At 46.9% G+C, this 22,508-nt stretch carries 20 protein-coding genes; 4 read left to right on the forward strand and 16 right to left on the reverse strand.

Going from position 1 to position 22,508, the window contains the following annotated elements; translation table 11 throughout:
* Window position 1: 1 nt before the first annotated feature.
* From LU351_RS03340 to LU351_RS03410, 15 genes are all read right to left on the reverse strand, one after another.
* Window positions 2-589, reverse strand: coding sequence for an acyltransferase (locus tag LU351_RS03340; protein WP_232592582.1), 588 nt, complete (start codon window positions 587-589; stop codon window positions 2-4).
* Window positions 590-1,540, reverse strand: a complete 951-nt coding sequence (locus LU351_RS03345; RefSeq protein WP_232592583.1) for a Gfo/Idh/MocA family oxidoreductase — start codon at window positions 1,538-1,540, stop codon at window positions 590-592.
* A gap of 69 nt (window positions 1,541-1,609) precedes the next feature.
* Window positions 1,610-2,767, reverse strand: a complete 1,158-nt coding sequence (locus LU351_RS03350; protein ID WP_232592584.1) for a glycosyltransferase family 2 protein — start codon at window positions 2,765-2,767, stop codon at window positions 1,610-1,612.
* Window positions 2,768-3,012: 245 nt separating this feature from the next.
* Complete coding sequence (locus tag LU351_RS03355; RefSeq protein WP_232592586.1) at window positions 3,013-4,530, reverse strand: M48 family metalloprotease; 1,518 nt, start codon at window positions 4,528-4,530, stop codon at window positions 3,013-3,015.
* 8 nt (window positions 4,531-4,538) lie between these two features.
* Complete coding sequence (locus LU351_RS03360; protein ID WP_232592587.1) at window positions 4,539-5,294, reverse strand: hypothetical protein; 756 nt, start codon at window positions 5,292-5,294, stop codon at window positions 4,539-4,541.
* Window positions 5,295-5,313: 19 nt separating this feature from the next.
* Window positions 5,314-6,027: a hypothetical protein gene (locus LU351_RS03365; protein WP_232592588.1), complete on the reverse strand. Its 714-nt coding sequence runs from the start codon at window positions 6,025-6,027 to the stop codon at window positions 5,314-5,316.
* An 81-nt stretch (window positions 6,028-6,108) separates the two neighbouring features.
* Window positions 6,109-7,116: a vWA domain-containing protein gene (locus LU351_RS03370; RefSeq protein ID WP_232592589.1), complete on the reverse strand. Its 1,008-nt coding sequence runs from the start codon at window positions 7,114-7,116 to the stop codon at window positions 6,109-6,111.
* A gap of 58 nt (window positions 7,117-7,174) precedes the next feature.
* A complete protein-coding gene (locus LU351_RS03375) occupies window positions 7,175-8,254 on the reverse strand; it encodes a vWA domain-containing protein (RefSeq protein ID WP_232592590.1) in 1,080 nt (359 codons plus the stop codon).
* Between the two features lie 5 nt (window positions 8,255-8,259).
* Entirely contained in the window at window positions 8,260-9,591 is a 1,332-nt protein-coding gene (locus LU351_RS03380) for an acetate and sugar kinases/Hsc70/actin family protein (protein WP_232592592.1), read from the reverse strand.
* 7 nt (window positions 9,592-9,598) lie between these two features.
* Window positions 9,599-10,399: a MotA/TolQ/ExbB proton channel family protein gene (locus LU351_RS03385; RefSeq protein ID WP_232592593.1), complete on the reverse strand. Its 801-nt coding sequence runs from the start codon at window positions 10,397-10,399 to the stop codon at window positions 9,599-9,601.
* A gap of 157 nt (window positions 10,400-10,556) precedes the next feature.
* A complete protein-coding gene (locus tag LU351_RS03390; RefSeq protein WP_232592594.1) occupies window positions 10,557-10,898 on the reverse strand; it encodes a hypothetical protein in 342 nt (113 codons plus the stop codon).
* A 4-nt stretch (window positions 10,899-10,902) separates the two neighbouring features.
* On the reverse strand, window positions 10,903-13,086 hold the full coding sequence (locus LU351_RS03395) for a PEGA domain-containing protein (protein WP_232592595.1): 2,184 nt from the start codon (window positions 13,084-13,086) through the stop codon (window positions 10,903-10,905).
* 122 nt (window positions 13,087-13,208) lie between these two features.
* The gene (locus LU351_RS03400) at window positions 13,209-14,825 is read right to left on the reverse strand and encodes a tetratricopeptide repeat protein (protein WP_232592596.1); all 1,617 of its coding nucleotides are present in this window, start codon (window positions 14,823-14,825) and stop codon (window positions 13,209-13,211) included.
* A 45-nt stretch (window positions 14,826-14,870) separates the two neighbouring features.
* Entirely contained in the window at window positions 14,871-16,115 is a 1,245-nt protein-coding gene (locus LU351_RS03405) for a hypothetical protein (protein ID WP_232592597.1), read from the reverse strand.
* Between the two features lie 142 nt (window positions 16,116-16,257).
* Entirely contained in the window at window positions 16,258-17,064 is an 807-nt protein-coding gene (locus LU351_RS03410) for a hypothetical protein (RefSeq protein ID WP_232592598.1), read from the reverse strand.
* On the opposite strand from LU351_RS03410, the gene LU351_RS03415 reads away from it, so the two are divergent.
* Window positions 17,045-17,323 carry a hypothetical protein gene (locus tag LU351_RS03415; RefSeq protein WP_232592599.1) on the forward strand — a complete coding sequence of 93 codons (279 nt, stop codon included), beginning with the start codon at window positions 17,045-17,047 and terminating at the stop codon, window positions 17,321-17,323. The two genes, LU351_RS03410 and LU351_RS03415, sit on opposite strands and share 20 nt — an antisense overlap.
* Window positions 17,324-17,835: 512 nt before the next feature.
* Window positions 17,836-18,006: a hypothetical protein gene (locus LU351_RS03420; RefSeq protein WP_232592600.1), complete on the forward strand. Its 171-nt coding sequence runs from the start codon at window positions 17,836-17,838 to the stop codon at window positions 18,004-18,006.
* Between the two features lie 32 nt (window positions 18,007-18,038).
* Here the strand turns inward: LU351_RS03420 and LU351_RS03425 are convergent, their stop codons facing one another.
* Entirely contained in the window at window positions 18,039-19,328 is a 1,290-nt protein-coding gene (locus tag LU351_RS03425) for a tetratricopeptide repeat protein (RefSeq protein ID WP_232592601.1), read from the reverse strand.
* A gap of 1,106 nt (window positions 19,329-20,434) precedes the next feature.
* Here LU351_RS03425 and LU351_RS03430 point away from each other — a divergent pair.
* On the forward strand, window positions 20,435-21,337 hold the full coding sequence (locus LU351_RS03430; RefSeq protein ID WP_232592602.1) for an AEC family transporter: 903 nt from the start codon (window positions 20,435-20,437) through the stop codon (window positions 21,335-21,337).
* Between the two features lie 132 nt (window positions 21,338-21,469).
* Complete coding sequence (gene purU, locus LU351_RS03435; RefSeq protein ID WP_232592603.1) at window positions 21,470-22,393, forward strand: formyltetrahydrofolate deformylase; 924 nt, start codon at window positions 21,470-21,472, stop codon at window positions 22,391-22,393.
* Window positions 22,394-22,508: the final 115 nt, after the last annotated feature.

A 22,508-nucleotide genomic window follows, 5' to 3' on the forward strand; every position in this document is an offset into this window, starting at 1 on the left:
TTCAAAGGTTTTTCCTATGCTCTAGGAACTTTCCTTGTAATACGTAAATATCCCCGGTCTGTGGGCATCGGGCTTTTTCGTGCCCGGATAAGGGAAGTGGTAATGTCTCGCCAAATTTACTGATCCAGCCTTTCTGTTTCGCGGGGACACCCATAACGAGAGCAAAATCGGGAAGACTCTGAGTTACGACGGCTCCGGCACCTACAAAAGCATATTGTCCAATATTGATTCCACAGATAATGGTGCAATTCGCCCCGAGCGTTGCCCCTTTTTGAACGACCGTATTTCGATACTCTTTTTTTCTTTCAATAAACGCACGAGGGTTGTACACATTGGTGAAAACCATGCTGGGCCCACAAAAAACATCATCTTCCAAGGTGACGTTGTCGTAGATAGAAACATTATTTTGCACTTTCACATTGTTACCAATGTTAACCGCATTGCCAATAAAAACATTTTGGCCGAATGAGCAGTGGTCTCCGATGGTGGCTCCTGAACAAATATGAACCCAATGCCAAACTTTAGCGCCTTCACCAATTTGTGCGCCGTCGTCAATAATGGCGGTGGGGTGTATAAATGTATCTGTCATTTATAGACTCCTTAGCGCCCGTAAAAAGGGATGCGAATCGGACGTGTATCCTGTTGGGGTTTTTCGGCGTATCTCTGATAAGGCTTGAATGGAACAGCGGGCTTGTTCAACTCCGCAACCGCGACCTTCTAAAATTTGTTGATAACAGATATTGTGAAGATCATTGAAGCCACCTGAAAATTCTATTTCCTTATTTTGGACGGTGATGCTTCTGTAGGTTCTTTCGCCTTTTTCGATAGCGCAATCGGGGAGGTCATTGGCATCAATGGATAAAAACCAACGCACTCTTGCTTTTTGATATTCAAGGTACCCAGAGGATCGAGTTTTTGAAAAATGATGAACGTTATTTTCGATAAGCTCTCCGAAGACAAAGTGAAGCATATCAAAAAAATGAACACCAATATTGGCGGCGACACCACCAGATTTATTGATATCGCCTTTCCATGAAGTTTGATACCAATCACCCCGAGCCGTTATGTAGGTTAAGTCTACGTCGTGTTTTTTGTCGTTAGGCTCTTTATCCACTTTGTTTTTTAGGTTGATAATGGCGGGGTGTAAGCGTAATTGGAGAACGGTATTGACTTTCTTTCCTGTTGCGTTTTCCATCGCGACTAAACTGTCTAGTTTGTCTACTTCTAGCACCAATGGTTTTTCACAAATAACGTGTGTTCCAGAGCGTAATGCATAGCGTATGTGTGCATCGTGAAGATAGTTCGGAGAACATACGGAAATATAATCTATTTTATTGCCCGTTCGGGATAAGTGATCAATATGACGGTCGAATAGTTCAAACTCATTAAAAAAGCGTGCGTTAGGAAAAAAGCTATCTATAATTCCGACGGAGTCATTGATGTCATAAGCAGTGGTTAACTCACAATGATTCTTTTTTATGGCTTCCATATGGCGAGGAGCAATGTATCCTGCCGCCCCAATGAGCGCAAATTGTTTCATGTATTACCTTGCTTGTTTAACATGGTGTGTCATCATCAGTATTGAGTAATGACATCAGTTTATCTCTTTTTAGGGGCGAACCGGGCAGGCATAGGCCACCGCATGGTCTTGATGGCCGTGTTTCCAAGCGGTATAAGAAAAGCAGGAAAATCTAAGCGCATATTCTTTTCTTAATAGAACCTCGTCACTGATGTAACCACAAAATCCTTCTTCAACAGCTTGTTGAGTACCGATTTCATAGCGTCTCATTAATTCTTCAGTGGATGTTGAGTTGAGGTTTTTATTTTTATTCAGTCCTTCTCGGAGGGTTTTCTTGACTTCCTCTATGTTCAATTTATAACGCCCGGTTGCCTCTGCTACATTATGGATTAAGGCTTTGCAGGATGCGAATTTACCGTTGGCTAATCCAACACGCCAAAAAATCATGGCATAAACCAGCATGACTTGATTGGCGTAACGAATGGCAATGTCATTACAGGCCATGGCAACCATATCCGGGTTACCTGATGCTAAACTGAAGGGATAGATTTTACGAAGAACATTTTCAGATCCATGTAATGCTTCGAATTCTTCCCATTTGCGTACCATCATTTCTTGATAAACTTTATTATTGAATGTGGACGAGATTCTGTTGTCGTGTATACGATAGTTGTATAACGGCTCTAAGATATAAACCGCTTTGTATAAAGACGATAACTTTATCCACATATCTGTATCGCAGAAATTTTCTTCAATAAAAGGGCCAACTGTGTCGTGGCAAGATCGCTCATACATAAACGCGGCATTGCCACGGTGTGAGCAGGTGAGCATTTCATTGGGGAGTTGGTGGTTGTTAAAATTGATGCTTAAGTGTTTGTGGTCGGCATCAATATTGAAGTAAGAGGCGTAAGCCCATTTGGCGTCTTTGTCGGAATCTATAGCGGCGACCAATGCCTCTAAAAAGTATTCTGGGCTAGTGTTGTCGGATGAAATATACGTGATTAATTCGCCAGAACAATGCTGGAGTGCAAAGTTGATTGCGTTGGCGGCACCTCTATTTTCTTGGTAGTAATACGTCAATTTATCGTCATCAATGGTTTTTATCCAATCGCCGGTGCCATCGTTTGAGCCATCATCCACAACGATCAGTTCAAAATCTTGATAAATTTGATTTAAGGCAGTAGGAATAGCGCTTTTTAAGTAATCTAAATCATTGTAGGTGGGAAGAATTACAGAAACTCTTGGCATAATAATTAGTCTTTTATAGTTGAATAAGCTATTTGGCGCTAGTTCATCAAATTCAATAATGATTACTGGTTGTGTATTTTTATTGTGTATTTCCAAATAATGTTGTTGTTCAGTGTCAAAAAAACATCGACAAATCAATTATAGGATATGATCAGCAAGGGGCGTGCCATTTTTAATTTTTTTGGAGGTAGGGGAGGAAGTTCAGTGAGGGGGTGTCGCCACTCCTTGGCGATTCAAGTTGGTGTTTATTCAATAATTTTAATTTTTTCCCCTGGTATGGGCTCCCCTCTCGGATAGTAACCATTAATTAATCGTAAATATTCTTCGCCGTATTTTCCCAGTTTAAGAGAGCGGGCAAGCCTTGGGAACGTCGTGTTTTTATTGGCGGTTACGTATTTAATGACTTTGGATTTGCGTTTTTTGGGAGAGGCCTTGGGGCGTACCGGTTTAAAACTTTTGATGGTCTTTAAAAAGAGCTTGTCGTAATCCGTCTTGTTTTCCTGTGTGTTGACTTTACCTTGTAGAAGATAGGCTCGGCTACCTTGGGCTAATAGCGCGACACGAGAGTCTTCGGTTAAATCCCCTGTGCCTTTTGGAATGATACCTGTGTGGCCTCGTAACCCGAATTGCGCGATGGGTTCTGATTGCCTTAATAATCCAATACTGAATTTATCTCTAAGAAAGGCTTCATAATTAGGTTGCTGTAAACGGTCAATGGTTAAAGTCATTTCAGCGCTGTTGTCGGCGGGGCGTCCAACAATGGCTTTGGTTTCGTTTTTGACTTCCCATTCTTTGGGGAACAGTAACGTAAAACCTAAGCGATTATGTGTATAGCGCGTGCCGTCTTCTTCCTTTTTTTTCTCCGCTTGTTTTTGGGCGCGATCGAAATTTTGCCCCCAGACGAGCCCTTCGGTTTTTTCTCGGAACAGGGCTTCGTTTTTGCTCGTGCTTGGTGCCGTCTCTTTATCGCCATTGAGAATTTTATGAGCTTCTGCAATGGCCTCTTGTAATCGCTTATCGTTTCTTGGGTGGGTAGAAAATACGCCGTGATAGGATCTGGGTTTCTTGCCGGCATCACGGGCTTGTTGTTTGGAAAAACGTTCGTGGTCTTTAAGTACACCGATGACTTCAATCATGGCGTTGGGGTCGTAACCGGCGGCTCGTAAGTATTTGGCGCCGAAGCTGTCGGCTTCTAACTCCATTTCACGTCCATAGCCGGCAATGGCGGAATCTGTCCACTGCGCGGCCGCTGAGGCGACGGTGGAGCTGCCGGTGAGGATGCCGGTCATAACGGCACCTACATCTCGCCCTAGGCGAGCGGATTCTTGACGCACGGAGTGCCGGGCGGTGATGTGGGCAATTTCATGGCCTAATACAGCGGCGAGTTGAGCTTCGTTATCGAGGTAGGCGATTAACCCTCGGTTGATGTAGACATATCCGCCGGGCAGGGCAAAAGCGTTAATGTCTGGGCTGTCGATAATGGTGAAATGGTAGGTGATGTCGGGCCGATCCCCAGCGGCCGCAAGCTTTTGCCCTATGCTGTTGATGTATTGGCTAAGCTCTTCATCGTCGTAGGTGGGGATTTTTTCCATCATTTCTTCATGGAGTTTTTTGCCCAGTTTTATTTCTCGGCTTTCTGACATGGTCACCGTATCAATCCCACCGGTGGCAGGGTTGATAGAGCAGCTTGTGATGTGCAAGCTTGAGAAAAGGATGGTGGTCAGTGCCAGCGTTTTCCGAAATAGGGTAAAGGAGTGCATCATGTTATCTCCTATTGCTGGGCTTGCGCCGCTTTGGCATTAAAAAAATTGCGTAATTGTTCTCCCATGCCTTTGCAGGCATTGTTTTGAACGCGGGCGATAAGGGGAATGGGTACGACCACCGCTGGCATATAAGAAGTACCTTGGGCGTCGGCACTGATTTGGCCTCGATTTTCACGATGATGATAATCCCAGATGGTGGCTTCGTAATCCGACTCTTTATCCCATGTGCCAAAACCAAAACACCCTGCACCCCCAACACTGATTGAGCAACCGATAGAGCCTGAGCTATTGGTGGTTTCGGTATTGCCATCTACCCAGACAATGTAGCGAATGTTAAAGGCATCGATGGCTTGGGCTACTGCTTCATTTTTCAAAAAACGATTCAGATCTTTAACGCGCATAGGTGCGGTGCGAGGTTCAAACCACGGGTATAAGCTATCGGTGAAGGTTTGTTCTTCAATAATATTGAGCCCATTATTGCCGTTTGACATCACATTACCAATGCAGCTGATTAAGTCTGGCTCAGTTTCATAATCACTGGAGTGGCGTCGGCCCAAAATCACCACGGACTGATGAGACTCGATGGTGATGTCGGCATCGGCTTGTTTGTGTTCATCAATGGTAATCGTGGTGCAGCCGTTGAGGGTGATGAAAGTGGTGATGAACAGTAAGGTAAGCCATGAACGTGGAAGCGCCCACGAGGAAGAAAAACGTGAGGAAAGGGAATAGGAAGTTTGAGTTAGTATCACAGGTGATTGCGTCATAAGGATTGCCTTTCGCTTTTTACGTTTTAGGGCGTGCACTCACTGAGTTGGTTGGGACAGGCCGAGGTTTATTTTCCTCTAACCACGTTCGAATCTCCGGTACTTTCACAAACCCAATGGATAAAGTGGCGCCCAAATCCCTTAATGCGACGGAAATTGCTTGGTTCATTGCCTCTTCTTTAGATTGTAGAAAAGCACTGGGGGTTTTGCCGTAGGCGCTCATAAGCCAGTCGGCGACCAAATCACCGTTAGCGTTAAACACTTGCATGTGATATTTGATCCAAACTTCGTAAATTTTGATGCGGGTTTCTTTTGGTGAAGAATATTGAAATTCTTTGATTTGTGGGTATAAAACCAAGTCGTAGTTGCCTGCGCCGGATTCGTGGTTTTCTAATATGTGGTTTTCTAATATATTGACGTCTGCAAACATCGCGGGAAAAATTTGATCGAATAATCGTGTGTGTGCATCCCCCGCTTCAATCACCCATTTATCTCGATTTTTATCTTCTTCTTTATAAGTGAAACTTTTTAATGCTTCGTCATAGACTACCCCCATTGTGATACCCACCTGTGGCACAATGGGGGAAGGAAATTCAGTATCCACAACGAGTGAATTTGTACAGCTGGCTAAGAAAAAGGGAAGGGCGAATAGGAGTATTGCCATATTACGTCGTGCCCGTTGGTGGTAATCCCTAATTTGTCTTAGTGTGTTACGTTGTGGTTGAGAAAACATCGCTTCACTCTTCTGTAAAAATAGAAACATGATGGTCGTTGCGTTCTGTTTCGATAATGGGGATGTAGTTATCCCCGGTAATCATCCCCGGTAATCGTTTAAGCCAACAAACGTGCCGCCATTGCGGCGAGTTAATTCTCGCATCAGTGCGGCAAAGCGAATGCCGGTGGTTTGCAAATTACTGGGTCGTGCAAATTGCACCGGAAAGCCAACGGCATGAATTCGCACCATCGGCTCGCCTTTTTCATTTTTTTTATTGATTCGATCAACGGTATCCACCACTGATTTAATTGATCGGCCCGTAAATTCATCCCCCAGTACGTACAAACTGATTTTTTTATCGGGGTCATAAAACGTGCGAATGGCTTTTTGAATACCTTCCACTGGGCTGGAATTACTGAAGGGGTTCCAGCCACGCAGCCGCTGTAAAATAATTTCTCGCCTGCCGGGGGTATCGGGAATCCATTTCCCACGATAATTTTTAAACATGTAATCGCCCATGTCGTTCATGACTTGAATGCCTTTTACATTGGGGTAAATGTCGAGAATATTCACCATTTCTTGCATCATTCGATCCCAACCATAATTGAACATACTGCCGGAGGTATCAATAATAAAAATTATGTATTCGCTGTCGACGGGGATACCGCCAATGATGTTGTTTTGCCGCTGATAATTTTTACCCAGCAATCGTTCCATTTCCGCCGTTAATGATTGCAAGGCCAGTTCTAACTCTCCTTTTACAATACTGTCGACACTGCTGGCTTGAGAGACTTGTGCGTATTTGGCCTGAAGGGTTGCCAGTTCTGTTCGTAAAATGGCAATGCGTTTTTTTTCGGTATCCAGTTGTTCATGTTTCGCGTTGAGGTTGCGATTAAAAATGGCGGTTTCGCCCCGAATAGTAAACAGTTGTTCTTGAAGGTTAGCGACTAAACCATCCAGCTTTACCGCAGAGTCTTCCAGTGCGGTAGGGGCGGTGGTTTTGGTAATCATGAGCAAGAGAACAATCGCTCCAAAACCACAGCACACCACATCCAAAAAGGACATGCTGGACTCTTCATTGCTTCGACGTCGAGTACGGATGCTCATGGGCAGATTCTCATTCAGCGACAAACTCGTCGTTAATTAGCGGTTTATTACTCATAAATCAGGGCCAGTCTCGAGACGGCGTAATAAAAGCGCCGTCTGTGGCTTGGGCCAATTGCCAGTATACGGCAGAGGCCATTGGGTCGCCTTCCATGGGCAATAAAATCACGTTCATCGGAATGCCTCGCGGAATTTCATCAATGGCTTCTCGATACAATTTTACCCGTTCTGGCCCCGTAATGGTGGGGCCCTTGGGTTTTTTTCTGCCTTGGGTTGGCAGGCCGTCGGTAATTAAAAATATGTTGTCGGGCAAAGGGTCGAGTTGTTGAAAGGCCACAAAAGTATTGAACAAATTGGTGCCGCTGTTGGGGACGATTTTCCTCATATTGGCGATCGATTGTTCCAGTTGGGCTTTATCACCCACGTTTAACCACTGGGATTCAGTGCCTGTTAGCGCGGCTTGCGTTTGGGTATTGAAGGCGTAAATTTGATAGTCGGTTTCGGGGGGCATTTGGGCAACAAGCCACTCGACAATGGCTAAGGCTTTCTGCCATTTTTGAGAGCCGACTTTGATGTCGTCGCTCATGTTTTTTCGACGAATGATATTAATCATGGAATCATCCAACATGCTGGAGGAGGCATCCAGCAAAATCAGCATATTGGCGCCGCCCAATTTAAGGCCCGTAAGGTATTGCCGGTCACCTTGTCCTAAAAATTGACGAACGTTATTGGCGCGGTCTTCTTGTTCGGATTCAATTTGTTGACGCTCAATTTCCAGTTGTTTGAGTTTGTCTTTTAAGGATTGGATTTGTTGATCTTGGTCTTCATCGTTCAGCTCAACAATTTTGCTTCTCACCGCATCAATGTCTTTGTTGATGATACGTGCTAACCCTTGAGCTTCCCTCAGCCGTTGATCTATGTCGGACACGGTATTTTTAATGTCGACTAATTTTTCTTTTCCATCGAGCACTTCTTCTTCCAACAGGTTTACTTCTGCTTGCAGGTCGAGATTTTGCTCGTCGACGCGGTTATCCACATCGTGTTTGATGATTAAAAAAATCAGCGCAACCGCCCCAAAACCGCAGGACATGATGTCCAGAAATGAGAGGCTAAACGTGGAAAAACGGCGTTTGCGAGCCATATCGGTCAGACTACCTCAATAAAATGAAAGTCAGCGCCACCGCAATGCAAGATGTCACCAGTGGTAATGGAGATTGGCCCGGTTAGCGGTTGTGCATTGAGTTGACAATGTTTTTCACCGGGTGTGAGTAGCCACTGGTCTTCGTGCATGGCGATGGTGGTTTCCGTGTCTGAGAGGATTTGTTTCACGGCTTGATCAATGGTGTAAGCACGATGGCCAAGCAGAACATGGGTCGGTTTGTGGCGGCCGGTGGTCACAACTGCACGTTGTTTTTTCTGCGTAATATGAGTGAGATAGGGCGTGTCCTCGTCGGTATGTGAAGCACACCAGTCGTGTAAATACGACAGCGCGTTGAGGGCAATGACATTGGCGGGTAATGCATTGGCGTTCGGTAATGCTTTGGCCAATCCGGGCAACTGAGCGTCGTCGTGTGTGATCCATAAAGCCGGAGCGTTAGCCCCTTCTGAATGGACGGCCCGATGTAAACGTTCATAGAGCGCTTGGGATTCTTCCAGCAAGGTATCTGCATTGAGTTTAATGGTGTGGTTCTCAAGGCTGATGCGGTGCTCTCCCTGTTCTAATTGTGCCAACCATGTGGGTAGCTGGTCGTAGAGGGCCTGTTCGGCAGTGGCATTGTGGGTGGGATTGTAGCGGGTTTGTTGAATGAATTGATCGCACACAACCTGCGCCCAGATATCTTGTAAATCCAGAATGCCGCAGCCTGGCACCACACGACTGCCGATGACAGACGCGATGCCCTGAGTGACATGAATGTCAGTGATCAGGGCTTGGTGTAGTTGCAGTTGTACTGTTCGGTGTGGGCCGTCTGGGAGTTCGGCACACATCATCAGTGCGTCGTCCACGATGCAGTGAACGTGAATACCCAAGCCTTGGGCGATGCCGAGTAATAATGTCAGTTGCTCCTCGCTAAAGCTGGCCGGGGCCATGAAAACCGCCGACGCCAGTGGAAAACCGGCTTCGGTGCTGTCGAGTTGCAGTTGTTTTAAATGGTGATAGGCCAAATCTGCAGTATGGCGAATCACTCCGGCGGCGTTTTTCAGAGGCTCGACACTGAGCTGATTCCAGTAATACGTATTGGCATTGCGAGGGTGCTCTCGGTAATGGGATTTGGCCATGGCACCGAACCCACAGTGCTGTTCATCAAACATGGCAAAGCCTGGGCTTTCAATCACCGCCGATTCATCTAGCTGCCATGGGGTGTCTGGTTGATTGGGTGTGGTTTGCACGGTATACAGCTTGATGAGGTTGTCGTGCAGATGAATGACTGCCGTTTGATTGTTAGTCGTAGTTTGATTGTTAGTCGTAGAAGGTGTCATCGCAGCGTTAACCTCTTACCGTTAAAAACCGAAGCAAACGAGAGTCGCAATAGTTCTCGGTATCAATAACTAAACGCTCCTGCATTAATTGCAACTGGTGTGAGCAAAACATAATAAAAATGCTGATCACCAAGGCGATAAACGTTGAGTTAAAGGCCACACCCAGGCTGACGGTGACCCCGGCAATGTCACCTTCGACGGCTTTGTGGGCTTGCCCTAGGGCTTCACCAATCCCACGTACAGTACCGATGAATCCGATGGAGGGAATGGCCCAGGCAATGTAGCGAACCATGGCCAATTCACTGTCGAGCCGGTCTGATTCGGTTTGGCAGGTTTCTTTGACCGCACCGGCGGCATCGGAGACATTACGAGACGAATCAAATCGTTGCAGGGCTTTCAGAAGAGTGCGCGGCAACAACATGGATTGCTGATCGGGCGGGAGTGCTTGCAGTGGACGCGACAGTTCACGGGCGTCTTCGGGCAGTATGCTCACCCCTTCGTTGAGATTGATGAGGGAGTTCTGCAATAAACGACGTTCGGCAGCGGTTTCTTTGGCTTTGAAAATCATGATCGCCAAGGCCCAAAACATAAGAACAAAACAGGCTTCTTGCTCAAAATCGCGCATGACCACAAAGATTGAGCGTTGCACGACGTAAGACTCCCCGGCTTCCTGGCGTTCTAGCTGGTGCTGAATAAGGGCATCGGCCTGCGGACGAATCACGGTGACATACACGGCGTGCACGACGATGATGGCGATGATCAGGGCAAACAGTTGATAGATAAATTCCGCAGAGGCGTTGCGCTTCATGAAAGCTCCTTGGTCGTCGAGCGGGTTAAGTCATTTTGTTTTGTGTGTATTGGTTTTGTATGCGTATTGGTTTCGTCTGTGTAATGCGTGTTGTTGTTCGGTAGTTATTGTTCGATAGCTGTTGTTCAATATTGGCCTGTTTTAAAAAACGCCGAACCTAAATGTCGATGGGAAACGACACGGATAAATCCTCAGAAATGTCTTCTGTGGGGACGAAGCTCTCATTTTCTTCGGCTGGCGACGTTTTCTCGGTGGATGCTTTAGCCCCGGCTCCTTTCGTTTCTGTTTTGTTCGGCTCTTTATTATTGGGCTTTGTTTTATTGGACACTGTTTTATTGGATTCTAATTTATTGGACTCTGTAGCCTTTTGATTGGTTTCTTGAGTAGCGGAATTTATAGCGTTGTTATTTTCCTCTGGTGTTGCCAGTGTTTTTTGTGGCGACAAAATAAGGAACATTGCGGCGAAAGCGATGAGAGAACGTGAGAATTCCTGAAACATGTCATTACTCCACATAGCGAGCGATACGGAAACCGACGGCAGGTTTGGGCTCGCTGCCGTAATCCCGATAAGACAACCGTAAATCCGTAATACTGCCACTGGACCAACTGGAGCCACGGATAACATGGTAATCCCCTTTTGCGGGGCCGACGGGGTCTTCTTCTGCCGCTAAAGATAGGCCGGTTTTGACCATGTAAAAATCATTCACCCACTCTGCGGCATTACCGGCCATATCAAACAGGCCATGATGGTTGGATTTGAAGCTGCCCACCGGGGCGGTGACCACAAAACCATCATCGTAACTGGACTGGATGACGCCTAAAATCGGTGCACCACTGCGATCAGCAAAATTGCCGGATTTCGGTGGCGGTGGAAGGTTTTTACCCCAGGGGTATTTCAGCATGGTGCCTTTTTCAAAGCGGGCGGCCCAAGCCCATTCGGCTTCTGTGGGCAGTCGGTAGCCGTGGCTTTGAAGGTTGAAACCCGCTAGCTCGTCGCCGTTGAATTCATAAAATGGGGGCAGTTTTTCTTGTTCTGAGAGCCAATTACAGAAGCGCGCGGCTTGTAACCAAGTGAGATTCACCGCAGGGTGACGATCGTTATTCAAACTGTTGCCTTTGACATGGCCCGAAGAGTGGCCGCGTAAAAAGCGTCGAAACTGTTCGTTGGTGGTTTCGTGAGTGGCGAGATAGAAGGGGCGGGTGAGCTGGATGGCGCGCATCACCTCATTTGCTCGGCGGCCTTGCTCACGGCGCGAGGCACCCATATCGAAACGATCATTTGGCCGGAACAGTTTTAAGGTTTGGCCGGTGACGGTGGTGATGGTGGGTTTGATATTTTCCCACTTGGCTTCTTCTGTGGTTTTGAGTTTTGGGTTTAACTGCTGCTCCAGCCCTGGGCGAGGTAAGACTTGCGTGAGGTAATCCACATGGCCTTCTGCCGTGACTCGAATACGGTGTTGGCGTGCAGGAAGTTCTAGGCGTTGGTCGGCACGGCCCATTAAGCGATCATCTACATAAAGCAGGGCGTCTTTCGGGGTGGCGTTGATGCGAACGCTGCCAATCAACACGTTTAACTTGGCCGAGACCGAAGCGCTACCGCCCGAGGCGACGGAAAAGGTTTTGTACGCGGGTTTATAGCCATCTTTGAAGAAGCGGACTTTCAAATCGTTGCCCGGTGCGATGGGGGCTTCCAAAGGCGTTTGGCCCACGTATTGGCCGTCAATGGTGACGCTGGCCCCGCTGGGGGTGGAGTTGAGGGTGACGAGTCCATCGATTTTTTCTAACACAATTGCCCGGAGTGTTTGGTCTTGTTCGGCGGTAACCACCAATGGGTATTGTGCTGTCTTATAACCACTTTTACGCAGCTGCAAGACGTGCTCGCCTTCCAGCATTTCCACGTTGCTGGGGGTAGTGCCCAGGGTTTGTTCATTCAGCACAATGTCTGCGCCCTCGGGGATACTGTTGACCCGAATATTTGCCCACGCGGGGGTGAGCATTACGTTTAACGTTTGTTCTTGGCGTTTACCGGTCACCTCTAGAGTGCCTTTCGCTGTTTGAAACCGCTCACTGGTGAGGGTGTATTCGTGTGTGCCAGCGGGGATATCGTCAATGCGGGTGCGATTATCGCCGGCGGCGCTACCATCGATAAAAATTTGGACTAAGGCATCCGGAGTGGTTTTCACCCACACGTGGCCAGGTAGAGGCTGCATGGCAATGTCGATGGTTTGATTGGGGTTCTTCGTGATGACCAGTGGTTCGCTGTAGGGGTAGTGGTCAGGGTGCTCGGCGTTCAAGGTGTACTCGCCCGGCAGCAGTAAATAGTTATCTGCCAGTTGTAGGTGATAGCCGTCGGTAATACGGATCTCGGCATCCGCAGGGGTGGGGTAGACGATGAGCGAGCGAGCAGCAAAAAGGTACCATCCAATCGCAAGACACAGGATCAGCGCCAAAGCGATGGCAATATTCGTGGGAGTCATCGCCGAGGACGACTTGGTCGCTACCGGTTGAGCTGGGGCAAAAGGTGTGGCGCTGAGCTTTTTGGGGGTGAATGCGCTTGGGCTGAGTTTTTGAATACCCACTTCTTGAACTCCCGCTTCTCCCGTTGAGGTGGAATCGGGGTGTGGTGCTTCTGGGTTCGAATTCTCCTTGGGCTCGGAGTGTATGACGGTCTCAGAGCGGTGTTTCAAGCGACTTCCCCCGTTGTAGTGATGTTATGAAAAGTATTTATGACAAGTATTTATGAAAAGCATTGACGCTTTAATTATATTTTTTGCGCAAATTTAGTAACTGTTAGATTAAATATACTCAATTAACCAGCGCTGGCAATTCTTTCCTCACATTGAATGGTGATAATCGGTGGTGAGCCACCGGCATTGATGGTGATGTCTTTGCGCACATCGCGGTACCCTTTACGGGTGCCAACGAGTGTGTAGGCGCCGGGTTTCAGTTCCATGGTGTGTTCGCTAAATATACCGAGCTTGCCTACGCGATAAAGGGTGACGTTGGTGATGTTGTCGGAGCGAAGCTGCACGGTAATCGGGGTTTGTGCCTTAATGAGCGCAATGGTTAGCCCGGTAATTTGAGTGCTGATGCGTTCCCCTTTATTGGGTATGGCTTTGGCTTCGTTGAGCGTCTTACTGGCTTGTTGGTGGACGTTGGGGGCTGATAGCCGTAAAGGCTCATCAATGTACCCTTGCAGTTGTTTATCCAGTGTTAGTCGAGCTTTGGCGCTGATCTCGCCCACTTTCGCAGTAACGATGTTGCCATCAATGTTAAGTGCTGCACGATACGCCGTAAGGGCTTCTTGCCATTGTTCATTGTCTTCAAAGGCTCTCGCTTGTTGTAACTGAGCGTTGATGGCATTTTGGGTAGATTGGTTTTGTGTTTGTTTTAGAGCGGCTTTGGCATCCGTTGCCTGAGGCTTGAGTTTCAAAGCCCGCTGGAAGTGCTTTCCGGCGGTGGATAATTGTTGTTGGTCTAACGCGCTGTAGCCAGACGACATGGCTTTGGCGAAGTCGCGATCAGTAATTCGTTGTTTTAATGCGGACTTTGCATCCCGAACTAGGTCAGATGTGGGGTCAAGCTTTTCTGCTGAAACAAGCTGCTCCATGGCCAAGTCCAGCTCACGCTGCTCTTGCAGTTGTTTGCTTTGGGTAATTAACGGCAGTATTTCTTGCAGTGCCTGGGCTTTGACCATGGCGGCTTTGGTTTCGTTATGCGCAGGGTTCACCGCCAAGGCTAAGCTCAGGTGTTTGAGCGCCTGCTCAGCGTCATGGACGTTAAGGGCTTCTAAGCCCAGATTCAGGTTTTCTTCCAGAACAACATCCGACTGTGCCAGTAAGGCGTCAAACTGGCTCAGTGCGGTGCGGTAGCTTGCTTTGGCGGTCTCGAACGCTCTCTGACGATAGTGTTCATCGCCGATGGCAGCTGAGGCCATTGCACCTTCAAACCCTTCTTGATTCCACTGGTTGACTTGCCGCTTTTCTAACAGGCGTTGTTTGTCCAAGAGTTTGGCAAGAATATCTTGTGCTTCGCGACGTTGTTTGGCCAGTTGTGCCTCACTCCATGGGCTTTCGGCGGGCCCTTTTGCTGCCACGCTTGCGGCGGCTTCTGCTGATGTTTTGGGGGTTGAAGCTGGTTCAGGGGTGTTTGTGGTTTGGCCGGGAGAGGAGACCCAAGACGGCAATAAGAAGATGACCACCAGCATCAGTGCGACGAGCGCGACCATTCCGCCCACCGCTGTTGGGTTTTTCCACCATGGCGGGGCGGGCTCCATTGTCGCTGTTGCCGCCCAAGGGGGTGGTTCGGATTGCCCTGTTTGTTGAGGTGGAGGGTATGCTGCCTCATGGGAGGCAGTGTTGGATTTTGTCTCTACGGTGTCGGTATCAGGGCGTTCCGGGTTTTTCTCGGTTGCTGTGGAATTCAAGCAATGCCTTCCTTTTGGGTCGTGGTTGTCGGGCGATTGAGTTACTTACGGTCGAGTCGTAGGCTCAGATTGAGAAAGCACACCACCGGTTTCAACTCGATAGATATCACGCAAAATTTCACGCCATTGTTCGTATTGGTTTTCGACGCTGCCAGAGAGGGTAATGGTGCGATCTTCAAGCTCGATGAAATGCGGCTCCATATCCGATTCTAAGGAGTACCCCAGTTCTTGGAGGGCTTCGACGTGCATTTTTGCGTCTGAGCGTCGATCAAATCCGTCTTTAATTAGATACCCACCCCCAATGACGCCAATTTGTCCGGCGGCGGCTGCACTACCACTGCCAGAGCCTGCGGCCATAATACCGCCAACAACCGCTGCCACACCGGCGATGGTGCGGTTGCGAGATTGGGATTTCAATTCGCGAATGGCCATGGCTTCTTGGTAACTTTGGCTACGCCATTGATCGTAGGGGGTTTCCATTTCACGCACAAAACTGCCGTAGTACTCTTGTAGAGTATCGACAAATAAATAGTCTCTTTCACGAATATTGCGGATACGTTCTAGCATAGGGTCATTGTTCGCGGGCAGGCGATGAATTTCATAGATGCCCTCTTTGTTGACCGACACATGTTGTTGGAACGCCTCTGGAGAAAAGTCTTTGGCAAACTTAAGTTCAGTAATGACGCGTAAATTTTGCAGCTCGACACTGCGCATTTTGCGTTTGTAAGTCAGTAAATCGTTGGCGATTTCATTATAGACGCCGCTGAATGGGTCATTGGGGGCGTTCACTTTTCGGTCATAGCTATAACGACTGGCTTTGCGCTTGTACTCTTTGGTGAACCAGGTTTTGCCTGAGGAGTCGGTGGCATTAACTTCCAATACCAATAGTTCGCCGTCGGACTCTTTGATATCGCCAGTGACCAATACGTCCACAGCGGCGGAACCATTGGGTACAACACGTACAGCCCCCCAAGCGGCGCTGCGTTGCATAGCGTCCATCAATTGATAGGGCATGTAATGGCTTTCGGCTTTGCGAATTTCAGGGAAGACGATGGCATCATCGTCATCGATATTCTCGATGCCTGGATCGAAGACAACAATTCCTACATCCAATAGCTCGTTTTCGGCAATGTATTGATTTTCTAATTGCAGTTGCGTTTGATTAGTAGATTTGACGACGGTAGTGGCGCACCCTGAAAGAACGCCGATGAAGACAACGACGATGGCAGCACACCATGGTTTGATGTTGAGTGTGCTGGCTGAGAGTGGGGGCATGGACGCATTGGACATAGTGGATTACCTAGTGAGTCATTTGCCTGTTTTTAACTTAGTCATACGTTAATTAAGTCATACGTTAGTTAAGTCATATGATTAATTTAGTCATACATTAATCAAGTGACAGAGCCATAAACCGCTTAATGGGTTTTTGGGTTTATTGGCTTTGATTTTTGTATTTTCGGTATTCTTCCCAGAGCTTTTCTCTCAGTACCGGGTCGGTTTCTTTCATCGCCGCTTCTCGAATTTGGCGGGCAACGACGTCATCGTCGCTGCCATCGGGAATATCTGCAGGGGGGGCGGATTGTCCACCTTGGTGGTTGTACTCCCCTTGCCGATTATCACCTGGGCCTTCTGGGCGTGTGCCGTTACCGGCTGAGCTGGATTCATAAGCATCGTTGACACCACCCATGCCTCCCCCACCACCGCCTTCACCAGAAGAGTCCTCTTCGTATAAAGGGCCAGTAACAGGGTCGTCTAAGTCTTCTTCACTGCCATTTTCATTGCGGCGATTTTGTATGTACTCGCGTTCTCGCAAAATCATACCGTCGTAACTGGCAATGGAGCCTTCTAGAACGGATTCCATCTGCGCGACCCGTTCACGATCCGTCATTACAGGTTCGTTACCCGGTGAGCCGCCTCCAGCACCGCCTTCCGTTCTACTATCATCCGCGCTACCGCCACCTGCGCTACTGGCTTCACTGGAGGCATTGGCACTGCTTGAGCTGCTGGTCTCTTCTGAAAAATCAATGTCATCGCTGGGGTTGGATTCTTCATCTAGGCTGGGTGGTTCGTTAGAGGCGTTATCGCCGCTGTTGTTGTCAGAGGGCCATTGGCTGCTTTCTTGGCTGTCGCTTTCGCTGCCGCCACCAGATTGGTTTGAATCACGTCCATTGGGGCCTGGGTTGTTGGGGGCTGAGCTACCAGATTGCCCGCCAGAAGGAATGGCACCTCCAACAGGCACACTGACGCCACCTGCCGTCACTGTCGCACTAGCAGAACCTGCACTGGGGCTTGATGCAGAAGGACTGGATGCACCTGCACTCGATGAACTGCTGGAACTTGATGAGCGACTGCTCGATGACGAACTACTCGATGAAGAGCTACTTGACGGTGAGCTTGAGCTACTACTGCTACTGGAAGGTGAGCTGCTTGATGAAGATGAGCTGGACGGTGAAGGCGGAGTGGGTAGAGAGGCTTGGCTTTGTGTGTTTTGGGTTTGACACCCGGCTAACAACACGGCGGTAGAAAAAAAAGAAGCCACAAGCACCATGGAAAGCGATGCAGGAATGGGGCGACGACGAAAAATCTTTGAGGGTAAAAATGTTAGGTGTGTAGCCGTATTTGAACGTGTCATTGGTCCGACCTCATTGTTGGTGTCGCCCACTTTTGAGTTCAGTACTTGTTTACATTCCGTACGTCTATGAATTCCGTACGCTTATGAATTCAGTACCTTGCTTTAATGTCATTCTTTTAATGTTAATACTGTATGCCTGTGTTTTTTATATCATACACATCATTTTATCTTACTTTTTTTATGTTGTGTCTGTCATGGACTACTTCATCATGTCACAGGTAACTTATAAAGACCTCATGAAATTCTCACGAAGACAATATGGCAAAAATGACAAGATAATAACGGCACGGTAAAAGCGACGACCATTTTGCTACAACTAAGACAACACCACAGAATATTTGTTTGTATTTTATTTGAGTCATCGTCTGCATTGGTGGGATGGGCGTTAAAGATTACGCTATAAACCAGTGGTGTGTGGATCAGCATGACAACGAAGCGCAAGCCACCCTCTGCCCTCCGCTATACATCATCACTTTGTTGTCGCAGAGTATAACGATGAGTGCTTGCTTTATCGTTGAAAATGCATTGTATGCCAAAGCGCTGTTTTAAACTGAATGGCCCATTCGTGCAGTATGGACACACTAACTTTTTTTAACGGGGTAGATGTACCGATGAACAATGTGTTTGGTTTCGACTGCTTCGCCTTCTATCAACTGAGGGCGAAAGCGGGTAGAGCGCAGGCTTTTACGGACACGGGTTTTTAGGCCAACATTTTTTTGGGGGTGGGCTTCCAGAATTTCCACGCGGCGCGCTTGGCCTCGTGCAGAAACATCAAATTGCACCAACACATATTCGTGAGGTTCGTTATTGTCGGGCATTTGGGTTTTGACGACGGGCATGTCAGGAAGTGCGCGGGGCTCTTTAAATAGTGATTGGGAAAAAGGACTGGAGAGTTTATGTTCGGTAATATTGCTGTAAGCGGTTTTGTATTCAGCGAAGGCCGAGTGTGGGCGATCAAACATCATAAACCAATCGCCTAACTGTACTCGTGCTTTGATTTTCTCTTCTATTGGGGCATCTTCTTGCTGGTCATAAATTTCCACCATGCGCGTTAATGCTGCTTTGCCATTGTAATAAGCGTTGAGAATATATTGATCTAAACGGGCTTTTTTTTCGGCTTCGGCTTGAGCTGATGTCGATATTGGTGCCATTCGGTTTTGTTCTTGGCTTAAGGTAGCAAGATAATAATTAGACACCGCAAGCCCTTTAAGAGGGTTAATCATTCGAATGTCGTGGCTGCCATAATTTTCATCGATAATATTGACTGCCATACGATATAAATTATGGGCACTGACTAAGTGATTACTGACAGAAGAGGAGTCCAGTGAGTAGGCATTTAAATGCCAGTGACTGAGCTTTTCAATGACGGGCAACATGCGTGGGTCGCCGTCCCCATAATTACGCTGATGTAACCAATAAAAGTGTTCGTAACGATCGCTGGCGGCTTTCCAATCCCCTACGGCAACATGGCTTTCAATCATTCGCTCAAGTACGGCGATTTGGTTCAAATTATAGAGACCGCCGTGAATACGTTCTACATGAATTGCACGCTTAAAGGCCTCTACGGCGGCTTCGTGATCACCATTTTCTTGATAGCTGGAGCCCAATGAAACCAGATGCTCTGATAAGTCGGCACTGTAAGCACCTTGTTCAGACTCGATGCGTGCAATTTCATCGAGTACGTCAACACTGCTGGCCCCTTGAATCGGGATTTGTGTTGAACCTGGGTGGGCAATGGCTCGCGGGCTGATTTCAGACAAGCTAGAAGCACCGGTGGGTGTTGTCGCCAATGAGGTGATGAGCATGACAAGGGTTGTCAACGAAAACGCAGTGAATTGTGTGCTTAAATGAGCTTTGGTTCGGGTTCTCATGGGTGAAAAATCCTTCAAACAATCGCTACCAATTTACGTTCATCGGTTAAAGTCGGTGCATTATCAGATCGCCTTATAGAGACACAGCCCGCAAAACAGGCCGAATTAAGACGAACCACGGCGTAACCTCGACAAGTGATACGACAAACGATGGACGGGTTGTTATGCCTTTCTAATGTACTTGAATCGCTTTTCCTTATAAATGCAAGCAGTATTTCGGGTTCTGCTTTGTCACTTTGCTTTTATAAGGCGCTGGCGAGACAAGGTCGGTTGTCGAGTTATTTCCGTTGCCCTAATTTCCCGGTGTGTACTTTTCACCCCATGTATTATGATGAAGGCCCACCATTTAAATCACCATAGTTACCCGTCGGTAAGCCTTACTGGTCAATGTATCCTTGTGGTTATTGTATTTCCCGTTTTAATAATTTCTTCCCCCAAATGAATGGCTAACATTTTGTCCTTCGAGAGGAATCCCCTTCATAAGGTGAATTCATAAGTCAGCATTTAGGAAGCCTTAACGCACTTAATGTTATGAAGGGTAGGTTGATTAGTGTCTTCTATTGCACTTGGGGGCAGTAAGCGAATAAATCAGACGCATTCTTGCGCTACCTCATCTTTCTCCATCTAATTCCATTATAGCGCTCAGAAAACATCCCTGAACGCAGGGTGAATATTTTGTGATCAATGTCGTAAAAGGTTTTTTGGAAGAGGCCGTGGCGTTTATTGCTAAGTCAGCGACCACTTAACAGTCAGGTCCCGATTTGGAAGGCGGTAAAATGGCGTGCTTTATTACAGTGCAGTTAAGCCATATGTGTACTATAAATAGTTGCGTTAAAACAGAAGCTTCTTATTTGAAAAAATTCTTCGCATCGGCATTGGTTAATGAGTGTTCAGAGTCGCTTACTGAGTGTCGTTGAATTTCTTATTCGATTTTATAAAAAGACAATATCGGCCAAAAAATTTGGCAATGTTGATTTGATAATGTACGTCGACAAATTTACGTTCATAAATAATATAAGTCGATAATAAAGCGATGGGTTTCTCCCGGCATTCACCCTATTTATTCTCCATACCTTTCTCTTCCTCAGAGTGGAATAACTCTCATTATGATGACAGAACTGTTCAGTATTTTAGCTCCTCCTTTTTTGTGTATGGTCATTGGCATGGCTTGGGTAAAGGGGGGGAGCGCCTTTGAAACGGAGTTTGTGACAAAATTAGTGATGTGGGTAGGCGCCCCCTGTTTAGTGGTGTATGTGATTGGGCGTAGCGAAGTGGCCAATCAGGAGATATTGCTTGTGAGTGCGGTAGCGCTTTTTGTCATCCTGTTTACCGGTATTCTTGGCTACATCACTTTGCGTGCGTTGCGTTTAGACATAGCGACTTATTTGCCACCCGTCTTATTCTCCAATAATGGTTATCTGGGTGTGCCGGTGGCACTGTACGCGTTTGGTGAATCAGGTTTGGCCCTTTCACTGGGATTTTTTATCGTTTTTTTAGTATTGCAAAACTCTGTAGGAATTCTCTTTTATAACTATGGTAATCAAGCGCTGAGTAAGAATCTTACGTTTGTGTTTCGTCAGCCGGTTTTTTATGGGGTATTAATCGGTATGGGGATATTGCAAATGGGGTGGGAGTGGCCACAGTGGACAGGCAGAAGTTTGCAACTGCTGTCTGGTATTACGATCCCATTGATGATGTTAACGCTGGGAGTATCGCTGATTGCCTTAAAGCCCAGCAGTGTTTGGATTGGCTTGTTGGTGACATTGTTGCGGATTGGGGGCGGTTTTTTGGGTGCTTGGTTGATTACGGGTTGGATGGATTTGAATCCGCTTTTAAAAGCAGTCTGCCTTGTTCAGGCCAGTATGCCTGTAGCGGTCTTTAACTATCTATACTCATTGAAATTTGGCCAAGATCATACAGCGGTAGCAGGAACAGTCGTGGTCTCAACGTTAACCTCTATTATTACTCTGCCATTGGTGGTGGCTTATGCGCTTTCGTTGCTTCGTTAAAGGGTTGATTAGTCTCCCTTTCAGAGAAGGTGGGTGTGTTATCATGCGCCAAAATTATTATATTGGCCTATGAGAAATGTTTAAAAAATGGCCTTTTTTGAATACGTGTAGCGAGAAATCAGGTTAGAAAGCATGTCAAAGACTCAGAATACAGAATCAACAAAAGTGGAATTGGAAAATAAAGACACTGGCTCGTCATCCACCCATGAAGTGGTTTTAAAATTCAGTTGTAGTGATCAGCCAGGCATTGTGGCAGCGGTTGCCAATTTGTTTGCTCTACAAGGCTTTAATATTCGTGAGTCTTCACAATTCGAAGATGTACATACGCATAAATTTTTTATGCGAACGGTATTAGAGAGCTGTGAAGGGCCGAAATCCATTGAGCAAGTGAAAACCAGCTTTGAGCCCATCGCTCAGCGCTACGGTATGGAGTGGTCTTTATACGATAACCAATACAAACCCCGTGTGGTTATTGCCGTATCTCAGTGGGGGCATTGTCTTGAGAATTTATTGGATGGTTACAAGCGCGGAACCTTGCCCATCGACATTGTTGCTGTGGTCTCGAATCATGCTGTAATGCAGCCATTATGTGAATGGTATCAGGTTCCTTTTCATCATTTACCCGTCACTAAAGACACTAAATCAGAGCAAGAAGCTGCCATACTGAATATTTTTTCAGACAATAATGCGGATTTTTTAGTGCTTGCTCGCTATATGCAAATATTATCCAATGATTTATGTGAAGCCTTATCTGGCAAAGCCATTAACATTCATCATTCTTTCTTACCTGGTTTTAAAGGCGCTAAACCTTATCACCAAGCCTATGATCGCGGTGTGAAATTAATTGGTGCTACTGCGCATTATGTTACCAGTGAGTTGGATGAGGGTCCTATTATTGAACAGGCAGTGGAACGTGTATCTCACGCTAATACACCAGAAGAGTTGGTTGAAATTGGTCGAGATATTGAGGCTGTTGTTTTAAATCGGGCGGTACGTTGGCATGCGCAACATCGGGTTTTATTAAACGAAACTAAAACGGTTGTTTTTAGTCGGTAATACCGAGTGAAAAGAAATGAACACGTAAAAATTATATGGAATACTTTATATTGCAAGCGCAGAACAACGTCGCTAACCAAGCTATTATCGTCGTCTTTGGATTGCTATAAAAACA

It is taken from the genome of Marinibactrum halimedae, assembly GCF_021234875.1.
In the GTDB taxonomy this organism is placed as follows: domain Bacteria; phylum Pseudomonadota; class Gammaproteobacteria; order Pseudomonadales; family Cellvibrionaceae; genus Marinibactrum; species Marinibactrum halimedae.